The organism is Neobacillus sp. B24 (assembly GCF_055381825.1).
Window position 1 is genome coordinate 12,501 of the sequence record NZ_AP035777.1, and the last position, 17,500, is coordinate 30,000.

Below are 17,500 nucleotides of genomic sequence, written 5' to 3' on the forward strand. Positions count from 1 at the left end.
AGGAGAGCGTTCTAAGGGCGTTGAAGCTAGACCGTAAGGACTGGTGGAGCGCTTAGAAGTGAGAATGCCGGTATGAGTAGCGAAAGACGGGTGAGAATCCCGTCCACCGTATGCCTAAGGTTTCCTGAGGAAGGCTCGTCCGCTCAGGGTTAGTCGGGACCTAAGCCGAGGCCGAAAGGCGTAGGCGATGGACAACAGGTTGATATTCCTGTACCACCTCTTTATCGTTTGAGTGATGGGGGGACGCAGGAGGATAGGGTAAGCGCGCTGCTGGTTATGCGCGTGTAAGCAGTTAGGCTGAGAAGCAGGAAAATCCGCTTCTCACAAAGGCTGAGCTGTGATGCCGAGGGAAATATAGTACCGAAGTTCCTGATTCCACACTGCCAAGAAAAGCCTCTAGCGAGATAAAAGGTGCCCGTACCGCAAACCGACACAGGTAGGCGAGGAGAGAATCCTAAGGTGAGCGAGAGAACTCTCGTTAAGGAACTCGGCAAAATGACCCCGTAACTTCGGGAGAAGGGGTGCTCATTACGGTGAATAGCTGTGATGAGCCGCAGTGAATAGGCCCAGGCGACTGTTTAGCAAAAACACAGGTCTCTGCGAAGCCGCAAGGCGAAGTATAGGGGCTGACGCCTGCCCGGTGCTGGAAGGTTAAGAGGAGGGGTTAGCGCAAGCGAAGCTCTGAATCGAAGCCCCAGTAAACGGCGGCCGTAACTATAACGGTCCTAAGGTAGCGAAATTCCTTGTCGGGTAAGTTCCGACCCGCACGAAAGGCGTAACGATCTGGGCACTGTCTCAACGAGAGACTCGGTGAAATTATAGTACCTGTGAAGATGCAGGTTACCCGCGACAGGACGGAAAGACCCCGTGGAGCTTTACTGTAGCCTGATATTGAATTTTGGTACAGCTTGTACAGGATAGGTAGGAGCCTGAGAAGCCGGAGCGCCAGCTTCGGTGGAGGCGTCGGTGGGATACTACCCTGGCTGTATTGAAATTCTAACCCGCACCCCTGATCGGGGTGGGAGACAGTGTCAGGTGGGCAGTTTGACTGGGGCGGTCGCCTCCCAAAGAGTAACGGAGGCGCCCAAAGGTTCCCTCAGAATGGTTGGAAATCATTCGTAGAGTGTAAAGGCACAAGGGAGCTTGACTGCGAGACCTACAAGTCGAGCAGGGACGAAAGTCGGGCTTAGTGATCCGGTGGTTCCGCATGGAAGGGCCATCGCTCAACGGATAAAAGCTACCCCGGGGATAACAGGCTTATCTCCCCCAAGAGTCCACATCGACGGGGAGGTTTGGCACCTCGATGTCGGCTCATCGCATCCTGGGGCTGTAGTCGGTCCCAAGGGTTGGGCTGTTCGCCCATTAAAGCGGTACGCGAGCTGGGTTCAGAACGTCGTGAGACAGTTCGGTCCCTATCCGTCGTGGGCGCAGGAAATTTGAGAGGAGCTGTCCTTAGTACGAGAGGACCGGGATGGACGCACCGCTGGTGTACCAGTTGTCTTGCCAAAGGCATCGCTGGGTAGCTATGTGCGGACGGGATAAGTGCTGAAAGCATCTAAGCATGAAGCCCCCCTCAAGATGAGATTTCCCATAGCGTCAAGCTAGTAAGATCCCTGAAAGATGATCAGGTTGATAGGTCAGAGGTGGAAGCATGGTGACATGTGGAGCTGACTGATACTAATCGATCGAGGACTTAACCAAATAGAAAAGCGGAGGCGACTGTCCAACTTCGACAGACGTTGGAGGGCCGGCACGGCAAATCCCGATTTTGGATTTGTTGGGACGGACCGAAACGGCCGAGAAGTTAGGAGCCGAAGCTAGACAAGTCAACATGATTATTCGGTTTACTAATACTTCTTCTGCATTATCTAGTTTTGAGGGAATGAACCTCAAAAAAATAGTCTGGAAACTATGGCGAGAAGGTCACACCCGTTCCCATACCGAACACGGAAGTTAAGCTTCTCAGCGCCGATGGTAGTTGGGGCGAAAGCCCCTGTGAGAGTAGGACGTTGCCGGGCTAGCAAAAGACAACCTGAAAAATGGTTGTCTTTTTTGTGTTGTTTTATTAAAAGGGTAATTGGCTTTGAAAAATGGAGTTTCGCGGATATATTGGGAGTTTCGCGGATATATTTGTTTTTTCGCGGATAAAATCAAATTAACGCGGATATATTTTGTTTTTCGCGGATATCCGGTGAAAAACCGCGGATATAATTTTTTCAAACTATAATTGGTATACAAAACTCCGAATTTTACTCATATAGTACGCCAATAGAACCTATTGGAGCAGTAAAGTACAAATTTTTACCCATATAGTACGCCAATACAACTTATTGGAGTAGTAATCCACGATTTTTCTACCACCCATTACGCCAATAGCGTCTATTAGAGCATTAACACTCCTAATTTCGCCTTCCTACTACGCCAACAAGCCGGATCAGAGCAGCCAACCGTCAATTCCTAACACTCCACCTACTCCACTCCACCATCAACCCTATTTCCCCATCAAGAATTGATAAATCAAAAACGGTCCTTTTTTCATCGTGATGTCCAGAAACGCCTCAATAAACGGATAATCCTGGTTTGGCATCATTTTTGTTAGTTCACTCCACCATTCCGTTTCATAACGGGCAATCATGCTTAAGTTATACAACAATAAATAGTGGATTAGCAGCTCAGGAAATTGAAAAAACTTATCCTTATGCAGCGGAAGTGTCCAAAAATTACCCTCGAGGTTATATTTCAGCGGTGAAACCTCCGAAATCCAGCGGTGGCTTCCGATCCCTGAAATACTCAGCCCTTCAGCAGAAAACTCAACTTCATTAACAAACTTTCCTGCTAAAAACTCCTTCAATCGATTTTCTGTCATATGATAATGGTCAAGTACCGCCTCAGGAACAACCAGCTTTTCTTCCTCTTGCTCCAGAGTGCAGTGTGACTTTTTCCCTAAAAGTAACCCGAATAATTCGTCCAGTTCAGGTATAAGCTGTAGTAGTTCTTCCATAATGACTTTTTCTCCATCCAACTGTTTCACATGAAACAATTTTTCAGACATGAATGGAAAAAGGCCATTTTTTTGCAGTTTTACTTCATCGTGGAAAAACTGATAGTTTTGTTTTTTTCGTTTCCTGGTGGACACACCATGGGCTAACACGGCGGTTGTTTCTGGATAAAGTGGATCCACAGTTAAAATGCATGCCTTTATTAGATGAACCAAGCCATAAAAGAGCAAGATTGGTTTTAAAATTAGTGGCGATTTTTCCGCCTGTTGATAATAAATTTGTCCGTGCTCAAGATAATAAAGAAAGGCGTAGCAATTTTCATAACTTTTTTGTTCCGGGTTTTCAATCTTATTTTTCATATAGCAGCTTTTTAAATAAACCTGGCAGTATTCAGCTGAAAAGAAACATGTGTAGCTGTTCCAGCCTTTATATAAACTAAACACCCTATAATCACCTTTTTCAGAAGAGTCAGATTAATACATTCTCCTTGACACTATTTTGTCCAATTGATAACCTACAAATAATATTTTTTACCTGGAGGCCGTTAAAATGTGGGAAAGTAAGTTTGTTAAAGAAGGTTTAACATTTGATGATGTTCTTTTGATACCCGGGAAATCTGAAGTACTGCCAAAGGATGTTGATTTAAAGGTTGAATTATCCCCTACTGTGAAGCTGAATATCCCAATTATTAGTGCCGGAATGGATACGGTAACCGAATCGGAGATGGCTATTGCAATGGCCCGTCAAGGCGGTCTTGGAATTATTCACAAGAATATGTCGATTGAACAGCAGGCGGAGCAAGTGGAAAAAGTGAAACGGTCTGAGAGCGGGGTTATTACTGATCCATTCTTTCTGACACCAGACCATCAAGTATTTGACGCAGAGCATTTAATGGGCAAATACCGAATTTCCGGAGTTCCGATTGTTAATAATCTCGAGGAACAGAGGCTCATTGGAATCATTACAAACCGTGACCTGCGTTTTATGAAGGACCAGGATTACTCCTTTAAAATTGCGGATGTAATGACGAAAGAAAACCTAATTACTGCTCCGGTTGGGACAACTTTAAAAGAAGCAGAAACAATCCTTCAGAAATACAAAATTGAAAAGCTTCCGTTGGTGGATGACAATGGAGTTTTAAAGGGCTTAATTACCATCAAGGATATTGAAAAGGTAATCGAGTTTCCAAACTCAGCTAAAGATAAACAAGGACGGCTATTGGCAGGTGCTGCTGTCGGAGTAACAAAAGACACAATGATACGCGTAAAGGCACTTGTGGAAGCGGGTGTTGATGCGATTGTCGTTGATACCGCGCACGGCCATTCCAAGGGTGTTCTTGAGACCGTTAAAGAAATCAGAGATGCCTACCCAGGCTTGACGATTATTGCAGGTAACGTTGCCACTGCGGAAGCGACCAAGGACCTTATTGAAGCAGGAGCGGATGTGGTGAAAGTCGGAATTGGACCAGGGTCCATTTGTACGACTCGTGTGGTTGCTGGAGTTGGTGTTCCGCAAATCACGGCGGTTTATGACTGTGCAGGCGAAGCAATGAAACACGGTAAAACGATTATTGCCGATGGGGGCATTAAGTATTCTGGGGATATTGTGAAGGCATTGGCAGCCGGCGGTCATGCGGTTATGCTTGGCAGTATGCTGGCAGGGGTAACAGAAAGCCCTGGTGAAACAGAGATTTTCCAAGGACGCCGCTTTAAAGTTTACCGTGGTATGGGCTCTGTTGCTGCAATGGAAAAAGGCTCGAAAGACCGCTATTTCCAGGAAGACAATAAAAAGTTTGTTCCAGAGGGAATTGAAGGCAGACTGCCTTACAAAGGACCTTTGGCTGATACCATTTATCAACTTGTCGGTGGAATTCGTTCAGGGATGGGCTATTGTGGATCCAAGGACCTGGAGGCTTTAAGAATGACTGCGCAATTCGTCAAAATGACGGGTGCAGGGCTTAGGGAAAGCCACCCGCATGATGTCCAAATCACTAAAGAAGCACCGAATTACTCCATGTAAATGATTAGGAAAGAGACGCTCCGGTGTCTCTTTTTTTATGGCTAACTAGACCTTAAGAACTAATAAACTGGTAAACAATGCGTCAATGCTCTGTCTATGATTTGTCCTAGAGTTATGTTAAAATAACCAAAGTGTAAAAATTTTGTTGGAGGGCTTTGTTGTGAATAAACTAGTTGTAAAAAAGTATGTTGCTAGCACTTTAGCAGTCCTGTTGTTTATTAGCCTTTTTGCCGGCTATAATCGAGCGGAAGCGGCACCGGCTTTAAATATTCTTGCTGACGGGGCAATATTGGTTGATGCTGAATCAGGCAAGGTTTTATACGAAAAAAATGCTGATAGTGTACTAGGTGTTGCCAGTATGACAAAAATGATGACAGAATATCTCTTAAACGATGCCATTAAGCACGGTAAGGTGAAATGGGATCAGGAATACCAGGTGAGTGAACTGGTTTATAAGATTTCACAGAATCGCTCATTATCCAATGTACCGTTACGTCAGGACGGAAAGTATACCGTAAGAGAATTGTATGAGGCAATGGTTATTTATTCGGCTAATGGTGCCACAATTGCCATTTCAGAAGTGATTGCCGGGTCTGAGTCGAACTTTGTTAAAATGATGAATGAAAAAGCAAAAAAACTTGGGCTTAAGGATTATAAATTCGTTAACTCTTCAGGTTTAAATAACAAGGATTACCAAGGTATGCATCCAGAGGGTACTGGTGCAGACGAAGAAAACGTCATGTCACCGCGTGCTGTGGCGACACTAGCGTTCCACTTAATCAACGAATACCCGGAAGTTTTAAAAACAGCAAGCATTCCAAAGAAAACCTTCCGTGAAGGGACAGAAGACCGCATTGAGATGATCAACTGGAATGAAATGCTTCCAGGATTACAATATAGCTACGAAGGTATTGACGGTCTTAAAACAGGTACGACAGATTTTGCCGGTTACTGTTTCACAGGGACAGCAAGCCGTGATGGAAAGAGATTCATCTCTGTCGTGCAAAATGCTGTTGACGCGAGTGGAAAAGGCAGCTATAAAGCCCGTTTTGGCGAAACAAGGAAAATGCTTGATTATGCCTTTAACACCACGACAAAAGAGGAAATTATTCCAAAGCACTACCAGGTTAAGGGCACTAAAACTCTTCCTGTAATAAAGGGTAAAGAGGGCCAGGTTAAAATTTATACGAAATCAGCCATTAATATGATTATCGAAAATGGTGAGCAAGAAAACTTCAAACCAGTTTTAGTCCTTGATAAGAAGAAAGTCAATAAGAAGGGTGAACTAACTGCACCTATTAAAAAAGGTGAGACTGTCGGCTATTTAACAGTTGAACCTAAGAATGGTGAAAAAATTAGCTATTTAACTGGGGAAGGCCAAAAGAAAGTCCAAGTTGAAGTGATTGCTGCCCAAGATGTTGAAAAAGCGAATTGGTTTGTGCTAATGATGCGCGGCATCGGCAACTTCTTTGGTGATGTATGGAACGGTATTTCATCAACCGTTAAAGGCTGGTTCTAATTTTATATGTAAATGTTGGAAAGGATTCTTGTCTTGACAGGAATCCTTTTTTGTTGCTTTAATGATTTTATCGGTTAAAAATTCCGACTGATTTGAATGGAATTATTTTTCTAAATATTATTAAAGGTAAAGGGGGACAAAATAATGAAAACTGGTACGGATCGAGTCAAACGCGGAATGGCTGAAATGCAAAAGGGCGGCGTCATTATGGACGTGGTAGATGCCGAGCAGGCAAAAATTGCGGAAGAAGCTGGTGCGGTTGCGGTAATGGCATTGGAACGGGTACCTTCTGATATTCGCGCAGCTGGCGGTGTGGCTAGAATGGCTGACCCAAGAATCATTGAAGAAGTAATGAGTGCTGTTTCCATCCCGGTTATGGCGAAGGCACGGATTGGCCATATTGTGGAAGCACGCGTACTTGAGGCAATGGGTGTTGACTATATCGACGAAAGTGAAGTATTAACACCTGCTGATGAAGAGTATCATTTATTAAAAAGTGACTATACCGTTCCATTTGTTTGTGGCTGCCGCGACCTAGGTGAGGCTGCACGTCGTATTGGTGAAGGAGCTTCCATGCTGCGCACAAAAGGGGAGCCTGGAACTGGGAACATTGTGGAGGCAGTTCGACACATTCGTAAGGTAAATGCTCAGGTTCGCAAAGTGGTGTCGATGAATGAGGACGAGCTTATGACAGAAGCGAAGCTCTTAGGGGCCCCTTATGAAATTCTGCTTGAAATCAAGCGTCTTGGCCGTTTACCGGTGGTTAACTTTGCTGCAGGCGGCGTGGCGACACCTGCTGATGCAGCCTTGATGATGCAATTGGGCTCTGACGGTGTGTTTGTCGGTTCTGGTATCTTTAAATCGGAAAATCCTGCGAAGTTTGCCAGAGCCATTGTAGAAGCTACAACACATTATCAAGACTATAAGTTAATTGCTGAGCTTTCCAAGAACCTTGGCACACCAATGAAAGGCATTGAGATTTCATCATTAGCTCCAGAGGCACGTATGCAGGAGCGTGGATGGTAAAATAGAAAAGTGGAAGCGTCCTAGGCGCTGGAGCTAGACAGTAGGCTAAGTAAGGGGGAAACAAAGTATGACAAAAATCGGTGTACTCGCATTACAGGGGGCTGTCCGTGAGCATATCCAATCACTTGAAGCCTGTGGTGTTGAAGCAGTGGCGATTAAACATAAAGAAGAGTTAGAAGCGATTGACGGCCTGATTCTCCCTGGTGGTGAGAGCACAACTATGCGCCGTTTAATTGATAAATATGATTTTATGTATGCTTTAAAGGAGTTTGCCCACACCGGAAAGCCAATGTATGGCACTTGTGCCGGTTTGATTCTTTTAGCAAAGAATATTGTCGGGTACAGTGAGCCTCATCTCGGTGTAATGGATGTTAGTGTTGAACGCAATTCCTTTGGTCGTCAGGTTGACAGCTTCGAGGCCGACCTCGCGATCAAGGATGTCGCAGATAACTTCACTGCAGTTTTTATCCGGGCGCCACATATAGTTGACGCGGGGGAAAATGTTGAGGTGTTGGCCAAGCACAATGGCCGGATCGTGGCAGCACGTGAAGGGCAATACCTCGGCTGTTCCTTCCATCCGGAATTAACCGATGACCATCGCCTCACTGCCTACTTTGTAGAGATGGTCAAAGAAACAAAGCAAAAGCAGTCTGCCTAATCAGTATAAACTGGTTGCATTTGGATAATAATTATAGTACATTAAGATATACAAATCGTTCATAGATTAAAGCAATGAGAGGAACTAGTAACAGGATGGTTATTCTAAAGAGAGCCGGTGGCTGGTGTGAATCGGTGGATAATGCTTGTGAATCCCTCCTCGAGTAAGGTACGGAACCCCTCCTTCAAGAGGTTAGTAAGTACTTTCGGTGATAAACCGTTATTTTTTGAGGTGGACAGTTGAAACTGTCAACCAGGGTGGTAACGCGGGTAACTCTCGTCCCTGTTTTGGGGCGGGAGTTTTTTATTTTTAAAGCGAAAGCGCCTTGATCAGGGGCGACAGGCATAAGACGAGCCGGCGAGAAGGTCGCTTTTTGACCTTCTTGACGGATTGGCTTATGACCCCGAGCCCCTAGGCGCTGGAGCTAGGTAGTGATACAAGTAAAAAAAGGAGTGTCTGGACATGTTGGATTTAAAACATTTAAGGGCAAATTTTGAAGAAGTAAAAGAAAAACTGCAGCATCGCGGTGAAGACTTGACCGACCTTGGAAAGTTCGAAGACTTGGATGTAAAACGCCGGGAACTAATTGTTGAGGCTGAAAAGCTGAAATCAAAACGCAATGAGGTTTCGCAGCAGGTAGCTCAGCTAAAGCGTGAGAAACAAGATGCTGACCATCTAATCAAGGAAATGCGCGAGGTAGGCGACCGTATCAAAGAATTGGATGACGAGCTAAGAGGTGTCGAAGAGACATTGGAAATGCTGCTGCTCAGCATCCCGAATATTCCGCATGAAAGCGTACCGGTTGGTGACACAGAGGACGAAAATGTTGAAATTCGTAAATGGGGCGAAGTTCGCGACTTTGGTTTCGAAGCGAAGCCGCACTGGGATGTTGCTGACCATTTGGGGATTCTTGACTTTGAACGGGCTGGAAAGGTTACCGGCAGCCGATTTGTTTTCTATAAAGGCTTAGGTGCCCGCCTCGAGCGTGCGTTAATAAGCTTTATGCTTGATTTGCATATCGATGAGCACGGATATACAGAGATCTTGCCACCGTATATGGTCAACCGCGCCAGCATGACCGGAACTGGCCAGCTGCCGAAGTTTGCTGAAGATGCATTTTTAATCGAGAATGAGGATTATTTTTTAATCCCAACTGCCGAAGTGCCAGTTACCAATTATTATCGCGATGAAATACTAAGCGGCGAGGAGCTGCCAATCCGCTTTGCGGCCTACAGCGCCTGCTTCCGCTCTGAAGCGGGGTCCGCTGGACGTGACACAAGGGGCCTTATTCGCCAGCATCAATTTAATAAAGTAGAGCTCGTTAAGTTTGTGAAGCCTGAAGATTCTTATGAAGAGCTTGAAAAATTAACTAATGATGCCGAGCGGGTTCTGCAGCTGTTGGAACTGCCATATCGGGTATTGAGCATGTGTACGGGCGACCTAGGCTTCACCGCAGCGAAAAAGTATGATATCGAAGTATGGATTCCAAGCTATGGCACGTACCGGGAGATTTCTTCTTGCAGTAACTTTGAAGCATTCCAGGCAAGAAGAGCTAACATTCGCTTCCGTCGCGACCCGAAGGCCAAACCGGAGCATGTTCATACATTAAATGGATCTGGCCTTGCAATTGGCCGCACCGTCGCCGCTATCCTAGAGAACTACCAGCAGGAAGACGGCAGTGTCGTGATTCCGACCGTACTGCGTCCATATATGGGCGGCCGTGAGGTCATCAAACCAGTTTAATAGCATAAAAAAGGCTCGGGAGAATTTTTTCTCCCGAGCTGAATTAATAATGTTGACAGTGGTAAAAATATATGATAAATTAACATCTGTTGTCACGGAGGAATACCCAAGTCCGGCTGAAGGGATCGGTCTTGAAAACCGACAGGCGGGTTAAACCGCGCGGGGGTTCGAATCCCTCTTCCTCCGCCATCACAAGATTAATACGCGCATAAAAACTGGAGATAAAAATTCGTTACAATCTTTTGTAGCGAATTTTTTTTTGAAAAAGAAAGCGCATATGGCGGTTAGCCAATATGCGCTTTTGTTATAAATAGAATTTCATTCAGTTTTTCTTCGACCTGAGTGCAAACACGTTTAGCGTCAGCTTCGCTTTTCACCACGTCAGTTGTGTCCATATCGATGACCAATACTTCACTTGCATCATAACGCTCCATGACCCATTCATCATAGCCCTTCCAAACCTCGAAATAATACTCTTTCAATTCCGGGTTGATTTCGAAGCTTCTGCCGCGGGACATAATCCGGTCGAGAACGGTATCAAACGAGCCTCTTAAGTAAACCATTAAGTCTGGTGCTTTTTTCGGAAGCTCACTTAACTCTTCCATCATGTTATCAACTAATTCCTCATAAATCTTGAACTCCAGGGGAGAGATTCTGCCTAAGTTTTTATTGACGTAGGCAAAATACCAGTCCTCATAAATAGAGCGGTCTTGAATCGTATAAATGGGATTTCGCCAATTCATACAATCCTTTACTGTTTTGTAACGTTTATTTAAGAAAAATAGCTGCAATAGAAATGGAATGCGTCTTGCATCCAGCTCTTCAGGAGTTAATTCATAATAAAGCGGGAGAATCGGATTATCGTCTACCGTTTCATAAAATACTTTACTTTCGATTCCTCTATTTTCAAAGTGCTCCTTTAATATATCGGCTACACTTGTTTTTCCAAGACCTATCATTCCGCCAATAACAATGCTCAATTAACATCCTCCGTTCGTTAATGTGTTTGTCCAGCTGGCTGTTTTTAGTGTATAGGACAGTTTTTCGATAATATAATCGAGATCCTGTTCATTTTTAACGAAATCCAACTCATCCCCATTAAAACGAAGAACTGGAATTTCCGGATGTTCTTTTTCAAAAATCGCCATTGTCTGTTCATAGTCAAGGGATAGCTGCTCGAGGTAAAGCGGGCTGATATTTTTCTCAACCTCACGGCCTCTTAATTTAATTCGGCTTAGCAGTGTATCAAGACTGGCATTTAAATAAATGATTACATTTGGCTTAGGCATATCTTCTGTCAAGATTTGATAAATCTTGTAGTATTTTCGATATTCATCCTGATTTAATGTCCGCTGGGCAAAAATCAGATTTTTAAAAATGTGATAATCGGCAACCACTGATTGATTTTTGCTTAAGTAATGGTTGTTGATATCCCCCAGTTGCTTAAAACGATTGCAGAGGAAAAACATTTCCGTCTGGAAGCTCCATTCCTCGATATTTTCATAAAATTTCCCCAAGAATGGATTTTCATCAACAATCTCTCTTAGTAAAGAAATGGCAAAATGCTCCGAAATGGCTCTAGCAAGAGATGTCTTTCCTACACCAATCGGCCCCTCAACGGTTATAAAGGGTGTCTCCCCCATTCTTAATCCTCCTTCTCCAACTGCCTGCACGCTCTATCATTAACCGGGTATCCGGATAATATATGCAATTTTCTCTAAATTTTCCACTGAATTCGTCAAATACCGACAACCTTCTACGTGAATTCAGCTTTCTTCGACACTAGAAATTATTTTATCATACTCTGAAACCGAGGGGGAGATGGAATTTTACAGGAAATATATTTTCCTGCCAGTTGCTAAAAAAAACTGCCGTCATTTCGGCAGTTTTCATCATTTTTAAAAATTATGTTCCTCTTTTTGTCACATTAAAGTTATCGACAATCAGGAGCCAGTTTTGCGGGAAGGCTAGACCTAATTTCCAATAACTCATCCCTCGTAAATTCATTTCTTTTATGAGATCAAACTTCGCCTGAATCGAACGGGCATCCTCAAACCATACTTCATGCTGCTTGCCGTCAGCTGCCCGGTATCGGAAAAATGGGGCTTGTGCTTTTGTATCATATTCTATCGGCACATTATGCTGGGCCGCCAACTGGATGGCCTGCTGCGGACTTACCGCTTTGGCGATTGTCCCTTGTACAAACGGCAATGTCCAGTCGTAACCATACAGGTTCTGGCCCATCAGTATTTTATTTGATGGCATTTCTGATACGGCATAATCGAGAACCTTTCTTACCTGGTCGATTGGTGACACTGCCATCGGCGGACCGCCGCTATAGCCCCATTCATAGGTCATAATTACGACGAAGTCAGATATTTGTCCATGGGCTTTGTAATCATGGGCTTCATACCATAAGCCCTTTTGTGTCGCACTTGTTTTCGGTGCCAAGGCGGTTGACATCAGCCAGCCCTCGCGGTGAAACCGTTCCGATGCCTTTCGTAGAAAACGATTATAGGCATCACGGTCGGCAGGACGCAAAAATTCAAAATCAAAGTGGATATCACGGAAGCCATATTTTTTGGCAGTAGCCACAATATTATTAAGAAATCTGTCCTGAATGGTCATGTCATTCAATAGGATTCGACCAAGCTCATCACTGAATTGGTCATTTTCCTGATTGTTAATGACCATCATTAACACATTCCGGTTTGCTCTGGCAATAGCCGGGAATTGATTTAATAATGGTTCCTTTAATGAACCATCACGCTTGGCTTGAAAGCTAAATGGGGCCAAATAGGTTAAATAGGGCGCCGCTTCACGGGCAGCGTTTTCCAGTGCCGGTGCTACGGTGGTACCGCGCGGTTCAACATATGCATTAAATTCGGCATTTCTTTTTCGTCCTTGCGGAATATACAGACGCAGTCCGACATATAGCGGCTGATTAATCGGTATTCGATTCACTCTTGCAAGCTCCTGAGCAGTTGTGCCGTATCTTCTGGCTATGGTATATAAAGATTCTCCCGACTGCACGAAATGGAAATGGCCAATAATCGGAATGACCAACGCTTGACCGATGACGAGATTATTGGGGTTGGGCAGATCATTGGCTTCCACTATATCTTGAACGGTTGAATGATAGGTTCTCGCAATTGTTGTTAACGTTTCGTTTCTTTTCACCACGTGGATTTGCATAAAAATCCCTCCCTGCACAAATACGCTACAACCATTCTATGAATGAAAAGCTTAATAAATGATATAATGGTAATAATTTTTAAAGGAAATCAACAGGCGGTAGTGCAAATGGATAACCAAGATGAATTATATATGCAGGAAGCGATAAAAGAAGCGAAGAAGGCAGAGGGACTTAATGAGGTGCCGATCGGAGCGATAATCGTTAAGGACGGCGAAATCATCGCCCGCGCCCATAATCTCCGGGAAACGGAGCAGCTGTCAACAGCCCACGCCGAATTGCTTGCTATTGACCAAGCTTGCAAAGCTACTGGCTTCTGGCGTCTTGAAAATACAACTCTGTATGTCACCCTTGAGCCATGTCCAATGTGCTCAGGCGCCATCATTTTATCAAGGGTTGAACGAGTGGTTTATGGAGCAAGCGACCCGAAAGGCGGCTGTGCCGGGACGCTAATGAACCTCTTGGAGGATTCACGCTTTAACCACCAAAGCGAAGTTGTTAAGGGAGTGCTTGAGCAGGAATGTGGACAACTGCTTTCTGATTTCTTTCGAAGAATAAGGGAAAAAAAGAAGCAGTCGAAACGGCAATCGACCAACTTACAGTAATTTACAATCGATAACAATTGCATTTTTTAAAGATTGTTAGTATACTAAGAAGGCGTCAGATACGACGCACTAAATAATTGGTATCAACTTTGCCGCGCTAGGTGGGGAGGTAGCGGTGCCCTGTACCCGCAATCCGCTCTAGCGGGACTGAATCCCTTCCCGAGGCTGATCGTCTGTAGGGTCTGCCTTAAGTAAGTGGTGTTGACGCCTGGGTCCTGCGCAATGGGAATCCATGAACCATGTCAGGTCCGGAAGGAAGCAGCATTAAGTGGACGCTCCCATGTGCCGCAGGAGTGCCTGGGCCGAGCTAACTGCTTAAGTAACGCTTATGGGCGACAGTCGACGGAAGGTGCGCGGCAGTTATTACATATGCCAAATCAAACTCATCCTAGATTATAGGATGAGTTTTTTTGTGAACTCTATAGATACACTTTGAAATAATGAAAATAGTTACTGTATAATGAATAAGATGAAAAAAATTGAAGGGGGCGGTGTCTTTTGTCATATCAAGCATTATATCGTGTTTGGCGGCCTCAAACCTTTTTCGATGTAGTCGGGCAAGAACATGTGACCAAGACATTGCAGAATGCCCTGCTTCAGCAGAAAATTTCGCATGCTTATCTTTTTTCCGGGCCAAGAGGAACAGGTAAGACGAGTGCGGCCAAAATATTGGCAAAGGCCATTAACTGTGAGCATGCACCCGTAGCAGAGCCTTGTAACGAATGTGATGCTTGCCGCGGAATTACCAATGGGACGATTCCGGATGTATTAGAATTTGATGCTGCCTCCAACTCCAGAGTGGAGGAAATGCGTGATGTCCTCGACAAGGTCAAATTTGCACCTACTGCCGTCAACTACAAGGTTTATATCATTGACGAAGTGCATATGCTGTCAATCAGTGCGTTCAATGCCTTGCTAAAAACGCTTGAAGAACCACCGAAGCATGTTATTTTTATCCTTGCCACAACCGAGCCGCATAAAATCCCGCTAACAATCATTTCTAGATGTCAGCGATTTGATTTCCGAAGAATCACTGCAGGTTCAATTGTGAAGCGAATGAAATTGATTGTTGATGAAACCGGAGTTGCTTGCGACGACCGTGCTTTGCAAATGATCGCCAGAGCGGCAGAAGGCGGTATGCGTGATGCATTAAGCTTGCTTGACCAAGCGATTTCTTACAGCGAGGACCGCGTTACCGTAGAAGATGCATTGACGGTGACAGGATCGGTATCGCAAGGTTTTTTAAATAAAATTGCCAGAGCGTTTCAAGATAAGGATGTAGCCAGCGGCCTGGAGGCACTCAACGAGCTATTATTTCACGGTAAGGACCCAGCACGGTTTATCGAGGATTTGATATTATTTTACCGGGATATGCTGCTCTATAAGACAGCTCCAAACCTTGAGGAGTCTCTTGAGCGGGTAATGCTCGATGATGAGTTTCGCCTATTGGCGGAAGGTACCCCGACAGAGCAGATCTACCAGTTGATACAGTTCTTGAATAAAACCCAGCAGGACATGCGTTGGACCAATCATCCAAGGATTTTTCTGGAAGTGGCGATTGTTAAGCTATGTCAATTGGAAACCCATCAGGCACAGCCTATTCAAACAGGTAGTGTGGAACAGTTGCTCTCAAGGATTGAGCAGCTTGAAGCCGAACTGCATAGCATAAAGGCAAATGGTGTAGCAGTTGCGCAAGAAGAGCCAGCACCACAGCAGCAGCAAAGGCAGTCTTCAAGGACTTCGAGAAATGCGTTTCAGGCACCGGTTGGAAAAATTAATGAAGTGCTAAAGCACGCCACAAAACCAGATTTAAACCTAGTCAAATCGAATTGGGGCGAGATGCGAGGCAGTTTAATTAAATCACATGCTGCATTATTAAATGAAACAGAACCGGTGGCAGCCTCAAGTGCAGCGTTTATTTTAAGATTTAAACATGAGATGCTCTGTCAAATGGCAATGAGCAGGCATGATTTCTTGGAAGCTGTTTCGGCCGCTTTATATAAATTAACCGGCAAACGGTTTGAGATGCTGGGTGTCCCTGAAGAGCAATGGCTGACGATTCGTGAAAATTTCATCAGCAGCCACCAAGCAGAAGAGGGAGATAAAGACGCAGCGCCTGCCCAGGAAGAAGAGCCTCATATTGCCGAGGCAAAAAAATTATTCGGTGCTGAATTTGTTGAAATAATTGATTAAAATAAATAGCCTTAATTGGTAAAAAACTAGACAAAATAGTTGGAGGAATGTAATTATGCGTGGTGGAATGGGTAATATGCAAAATATGATGAAACAAATGCAAAAAATGCAAAAGAAAATGGCTGAGGCCCAAGAACAATTAGGTGAGGAAAAAATTGAAGGAACTGCTGGCGGCGGTATCGTAACGGTTGTTGTTACTGGTCATAAAGAAGTCGTTGATGTTCAAATCAAACCAGAAGCTGTTGATCCAGATGATATAGAAATGTTGCAAGACCTTGTTTTAGCTGCAGTAAATGATGCGCTTAAGAAAGCGGATGAGCTGACAAATAATACAATGGGTCAATTTACAAAAGGATTAAACCTGCCATTTTAATTACATGTGATGCCAAAGTACTTTGGGGCCATTGACCTCAGTACTTTGGCTTTTTTAGAAAGGAATATCAAGATGCATTATCCAGAACCGATATCAAAGTTAATCGACAGTTTTATGAAGCTGCCGGGCATTGGGCCAAAAACAGCGGCCCGCTTGGCATTTTTTGTGTTGGGCATGAAAGAGGACACTGTCCTTGATTTTGCGAAGGCCTTGGTCAATGCCAAACGTAACCTGACCTATTGCTCTGTCTGTGGTCATATCACCGATCAAGATCCTTGTTATATTTGTGAAGATCAGCGCCGGGATCGGAGCATAATATGTGTAGTGCAGGAACCGAAAGATGTAATTGCAATGGAAAAGATGAAGGAATTTACCGGATTATATCATGTCCTTCATGGGGCGATCTCCCCGATGGATGGGGTGGGCCCCGAGGATATCAATATACCTGATTTGCTGAAACGACTGCAGGATGAAACTGTTCAAGAGGTCATTTTGGCGACTAATCCTAATATTGAGGGTGAGGCGACAGCTATGTACATCTCCCGCCTATTAAAGCCATCAGGGATCAAAACCACAAGAATAGCTCATGGGCTGCCGGTGGGCGGAGACCTTGAGTATGCGGACGAGGTAACATTATCGAAAGCATTAGAAGGTAGAAGGGAATTATAAAAAGGAAATTTTCACGGATAGCCGGAGGTAGAATACATGTTATTTCGGCGAAAAGGATTGCTTCGCAAAGAATATGATGAAAAGCTATTAAACCAACTGCAACGGTACAAGGAATATTGGCAGCGGGAGAAATTGCTCCTAGAAAAAAGCCTTGACCCATCTGAAGAAGTTATATGCCAAACAAAAATAGCAGAAGCAAAATACATTCTCCTTTTAAGAGAGGTAAAAGAAAGAAAAGTCTCACTAAAATAAAGTACAATTAACTTCTAAAGCTCAAGTGTACCAATCACTTGAGCTTTTTGGTCTATTTTTATCGGCTTGTACATAGCTTGATAATAAAAGACTTTGGGGGGACGCTTTTTTGGAACCAATTTATGTGATTGCTGTTTTGGGCGGTTTGATCATGTTATTACTATTTACCGGGTCGCCAATCAAGTCTGCGAGATTTGCCGGACAAGCTGTCATTAAAATCCTAATCGGTGCCTTATTCTTATTTTTCTTAA

Annotated in this window: 15 protein-coding genes, 1 tRNA gene, 2 rRNA genes, 1 other RNA gene and 1 other annotated feature (2 of these 20 only partly in view); of the genes, 15 read left to right on the forward strand and 4 right to left on the reverse strand. The window is 44.3% G+C overall.

Annotated elements, in window-relative coordinates; all coding sequences use genetic code 11:
* Together ACZ43M_RS00055 and rrf are read left to right on the forward strand one after the other, a co-directional pair.
* A 23S ribosomal RNA gene (locus ACZ43M_RS00055) occupies nt 1-1,701 on the forward strand (it extends 1,235 nt beyond the left edge of the window).
* 200 nt (nt 1,702-1,901) lie between these two features.
* Nucleotides 1,902-2,018, forward strand: a 5S ribosomal RNA gene (rrf, locus tag ACZ43M_RS00060).
* A 473-nt stretch (nt 2,019-2,491) separates the two neighbouring features.
* Here the strand turns inward: rrf and ACZ43M_RS00065 are convergent.
* On the reverse strand, nt 2,492-3,442 hold the full coding sequence (locus ACZ43M_RS00065) for a YaaC family protein (RefSeq protein WP_464505521.1): 951 nt from the start codon (nt 3,440-3,442) through the stop codon (nt 2,492-2,494).
* A 106-nt stretch (nt 3,443-3,548) separates the two neighbouring features.
* Between ACZ43M_RS00065 and guaB the strand changes: the two genes are divergently transcribed.
* The 6 genes from guaB to ACZ43M_RS00095 all read left to right on the forward strand — a co-directional run bounded on the left by guaB (nt 3,549) and on the right by ACZ43M_RS00095 (nt 10,153).
* Entirely contained in the window at nt 3,549-5,018 is a 1,470-nt protein-coding gene (gene guaB, locus ACZ43M_RS00070) for an IMP dehydrogenase (RefSeq protein ID WP_464505522.1), read from the forward strand.
* A gap of 208 nt (nt 5,019-5,226) precedes the next feature.
* A complete protein-coding gene (locus tag ACZ43M_RS00075; protein WP_464507904.1) occupies nt 5,227-6,537 on the forward strand; it encodes a D-alanyl-D-alanine carboxypeptidase family protein in 1,311 nt (436 codons plus the stop codon).
* 141 nt (nt 6,538-6,678) lie between these two features.
* Entirely contained in the window at nt 6,679-7,563 is an 885-nt protein-coding gene (gene pdxS / locus ACZ43M_RS00080; RefSeq protein ID WP_464507905.1) for a pyridoxal 5'-phosphate synthase lyase subunit PdxS, read from the forward strand.
* A gap of 67 nt (nt 7,564-7,630) precedes the next feature.
* Nucleotides 7,631-8,221: a pyridoxal 5'-phosphate synthase glutaminase subunit PdxT gene (gene pdxT / locus ACZ43M_RS00085; RefSeq protein WP_464505523.1), complete on the forward strand. Its 591-nt coding sequence runs from the start codon at nt 7,631-7,633 to the stop codon at nt 8,219-8,221.
* Nucleotides 8,222-8,286: 65 nt separating this feature from the next.
* Nucleotides 8,287-8,508: a binding site (T-box leader), on the forward strand.
* 175 nt (nt 8,509-8,683) lie between these two features.
* A complete protein-coding gene (gene serS / locus ACZ43M_RS00090; RefSeq protein WP_464505524.1) occupies nt 8,684-9,964 on the forward strand; it encodes a serine--tRNA ligase in 1,281 nt (426 codons plus the stop codon).
* A gap of 96 nt (nt 9,965-10,060) precedes the next feature.
* Nucleotides 10,061-10,153, forward strand: a tRNA-Ser gene (locus tag ACZ43M_RS00095).
* A 95-nt stretch (nt 10,154-10,248) separates the two neighbouring features.
* Here ACZ43M_RS00095 and ACZ43M_RS00100 read toward each other — a convergent pair.
* From ACZ43M_RS00100 to ACZ43M_RS00110, 3 genes are all read right to left on the reverse strand, one after another.
* Nucleotides 10,249-10,944: a deoxynucleoside kinase gene (locus tag ACZ43M_RS00100; protein WP_464505525.1), complete on the reverse strand. Its 696-nt coding sequence runs from the start codon at nt 10,942-10,944 to the stop codon at nt 10,249-10,251.
* Nucleotides 10,945-11,607, reverse strand: coding sequence for a deoxynucleoside kinase (locus ACZ43M_RS00105; RefSeq protein WP_464505526.1), 663 nt, complete (start codon nt 11,605-11,607; stop codon nt 10,945-10,947).
* Nucleotides 11,608-11,869: 262 nt separating this feature from the next.
* On the reverse strand, nt 11,870-13,159 hold the full coding sequence (locus ACZ43M_RS00110; RefSeq protein WP_464505527.1) for a LysM peptidoglycan-binding domain-containing protein: 1,290 nt from the start codon (nt 13,157-13,159) through the stop codon (nt 11,870-11,872).
* Nucleotides 13,160-13,267: 108 nt separating this feature from the next.
* On the opposite strand from ACZ43M_RS00110, the gene tadA reads away from it, so the two are divergent.
* The 7 genes from tadA to ACZ43M_RS00145 form a co-directional block, all read left to right on the forward strand.
* Nucleotides 13,268-13,762 (forward strand): tRNA adenosine(34) deaminase TadA, encoded by a 495-nt coding sequence (tadA, locus tag ACZ43M_RS00115; RefSeq protein ID WP_464505528.1) that lies wholly within the window; start codon nt 13,268-13,270, stop codon nt 13,760-13,762.
* 92 nt (nt 13,763-13,854) lie between these two features.
* Nucleotides 13,855-14,119: signal recognition particle sRNA large type (ffs, locus tag ACZ43M_RS00120), an RNA gene on the forward strand.
* Nucleotides 14,120-14,260: 141 nt separating this feature from the next.
* Entirely contained in the window at nt 14,261-15,955 is a 1,695-nt protein-coding gene (gene dnaX / locus ACZ43M_RS00125; protein WP_464505529.1) for a DNA polymerase III subunit gamma/tau, read from the forward strand.
* Nucleotides 15,956-16,007: 52 nt separating this feature from the next.
* Nucleotides 16,008-16,328, forward strand: a complete 321-nt coding sequence (locus ACZ43M_RS00130) for a YbaB/EbfC family nucleoid-associated protein (protein ID WP_464507906.1) — start codon at nt 16,008-16,010, stop codon at nt 16,326-16,328.
* A gap of 72 nt (nt 16,329-16,400) precedes the next feature.
* Nucleotides 16,401-16,997: a recombination mediator RecR gene (recR, locus tag ACZ43M_RS00135; protein ID WP_464505530.1), complete on the forward strand. Its 597-nt coding sequence runs from the start codon at nt 16,401-16,403 to the stop codon at nt 16,995-16,997.
* A 36-nt stretch (nt 16,998-17,033) separates the two neighbouring features.
* Nucleotides 17,034-17,249, forward strand: a complete 216-nt coding sequence (locus tag ACZ43M_RS00140; protein WP_464505531.1) for a YaaL family protein — start codon at nt 17,034-17,036, stop codon at nt 17,247-17,249.
* A 109-nt stretch (nt 17,250-17,358) separates the two neighbouring features.
* On the forward strand, nt 17,359-17,500 hold the 5' portion of the coding sequence (locus ACZ43M_RS00145; protein ID WP_464505532.1) for a pro-sigmaK processing inhibitor BofA family protein. 122 nt of this gene lie beyond the right edge of the window; 142 of the gene's 264 nt are visible here — the first part of the coding sequence; it begins with the start codon at nt 17,359-17,361; its stop codon lies off the right edge, out of view.

Coding starts and splice junctions, on each gene's coding strand:
- ACZ43M_RS00140 (WP_464505531.1), top strand. CDS start 17,034: ATGTTATTTCGGCGAAAAGGATTGCTTCGCAAAGAATATGATGAAAAG.
- tadA (WP_464505528.1), top strand. CDS start 13,268: ATGGATAACCAAGATGAATTATATATGCAGGAAGCGATAAAAGAAGCG.
- pdxT (WP_464505523.1), top strand. CDS start 7,631: ATGACAAAAATCGGTGTACTCGCATTACAGGGGGCTGTCCGTGAGCAT.
- serS (WP_464505524.1), top strand. CDS start 8,684: ATGTTGGATTTAAAACATTTAAGGGCAAATTTTGAAGAAGTAAAAGAA.
- ACZ43M_RS00105 (WP_464505526.1), bottom strand. CDS start 11,607: ATGGGGGAGACACCCTTTATAACCGTTGAGGGGCCGATTGGTGTAGGA.
- guaB (WP_464505522.1), top strand. CDS start 3,549: ATGTGGGAAAGTAAGTTTGTTAAAGAAGGTTTAACATTTGATGATGTT.
- ACZ43M_RS00110 (WP_464505527.1), bottom strand. CDS start 13,159: ATGCAAATCCACGTGGTGAAAAGAAACGAAACGTTAACAACAATTGCG.
- recR (WP_464505530.1), top strand. CDS start 16,401: ATGCATTATCCAGAACCGATATCAAAGTTAATCGACAGTTTTATGAAG.